General features: G+C 41.3%; 2 protein-coding genes and 1 pseudogene. All 3 read right to left on the bottom strand.

Features of this window, described 5'->3' with window-relative positions; all coding sequences use genetic code 11:
* Positions 1 to 421: pseudogene (locus tag HC723_RS16880) on the bottom strand (IS3 family transposase); the annotation flags it as partial.
* A 63-nt stretch (positions 422 to 484) separates the two neighbouring features.
* Entirely contained in the window at positions 485 to 625 is a 141-nt protein-coding gene (locus HC723_RS17955) for a transposase (protein WP_446751415.1), read from the bottom strand.
* 113 nt (positions 626 to 738) lie between these two features.
* Positions 739 to 1,029, bottom strand: a 291-nt coding sequence (locus tag HC723_RS16870) for a transposase (protein WP_446751414.1), incomplete at its 5' end; no start/stop codon positions are given.

Below are 1,029 nucleotides of genomic sequence, written 5' to 3'. Positions count from 1 at the left end.
TTACCACCGATGGGTGATTGATGAAGCTTAGGTCGTTCAGATATTCCGTTTTCAAATTGCGGAAAAATCGTTCTTGTACGGCATTGTCCCAGCAACACCCTCGCCGACTCATACTTTGTATCATGTTGTGATCGAGAAGCGTTTCTTGGAATAACTTTGCCGTATATTGTACACCCTGATCGGAGTGAAACATCAACCCCTTCGTTGTTGGTTTATGCTGAGCAATCGCATTCGTTAAAGCTTGTTTGGCCAACTGGGCATCCGGTGTTTTCGACAGTGCATAACCAACAATTTCTCGATTCGCCAAGTCCATCACTGTGGCTAAATAGCTCCAACCTTGATGTGAGCGAATAAACGTAATATCGCCAACCCAATGAGTATTCAAATCAGTCGGGTTAAATGCTCTTTTTAATAAGTTTGGTGTAGTCGGTCGTTCTTTTCCCTGAGCATAATAGTGTTGTTTCTTCGGTCGCTTAGCGACTAATTATAATGTTTTCATTAGCCTAGCGGTTTTAAATAAACCAACAGTGACGGATTCTTCTTTATTCAACTCAAAAGCCAATCGTCGCTTTCCATAACAATAAAAAGTGTCTTCGAAAATAGTCTTCATTTTATTCCCGAGCACCTCATCGGCAACTCGAGTCACTGGCGTGTAGTAATAGCTTGATATGGGTAACTCAAGCAGCCCACATAATCTCTGAATAGAAATTTTAGGCTCTGCCTTGCTCAGTTGTTGAATCACTTCAAGTTTGGATTGTCGCGTATGAACAAGGCGGTTGCTTTTTTTAACAATCGAACATCTTCTCTTGATTCTGCCAACTCTTTTTTCAGTTCTTCGATTAATCGTTTATCGGCATCTAAAGGCACTTTATCGGGTGCGAATTTACCACGCTGTTCATCTATGTACTGCTTTTTCCAACGAGCAACCGCAGTAGCGCCAGCGCCTGATATATCCATAATTTGTTGATTGGTATAATGCTCTTCAATCATCAATCTGGCGTACTCGTGCTTTTGTTTATGTGTGTAATT

Origin of the sequence: Vibrio sp. S11_S32, from assembly GCF_014694465.1 — a bacterium.
GTDB classification, from domain to species: Bacteria; Pseudomonadota; Gammaproteobacteria; order Enterobacterales; family Vibrionaceae; genus Vibrio; species Vibrio algicola.
This window is presented reverse-complemented; position numbering and strand designations above follow the sequence as displayed.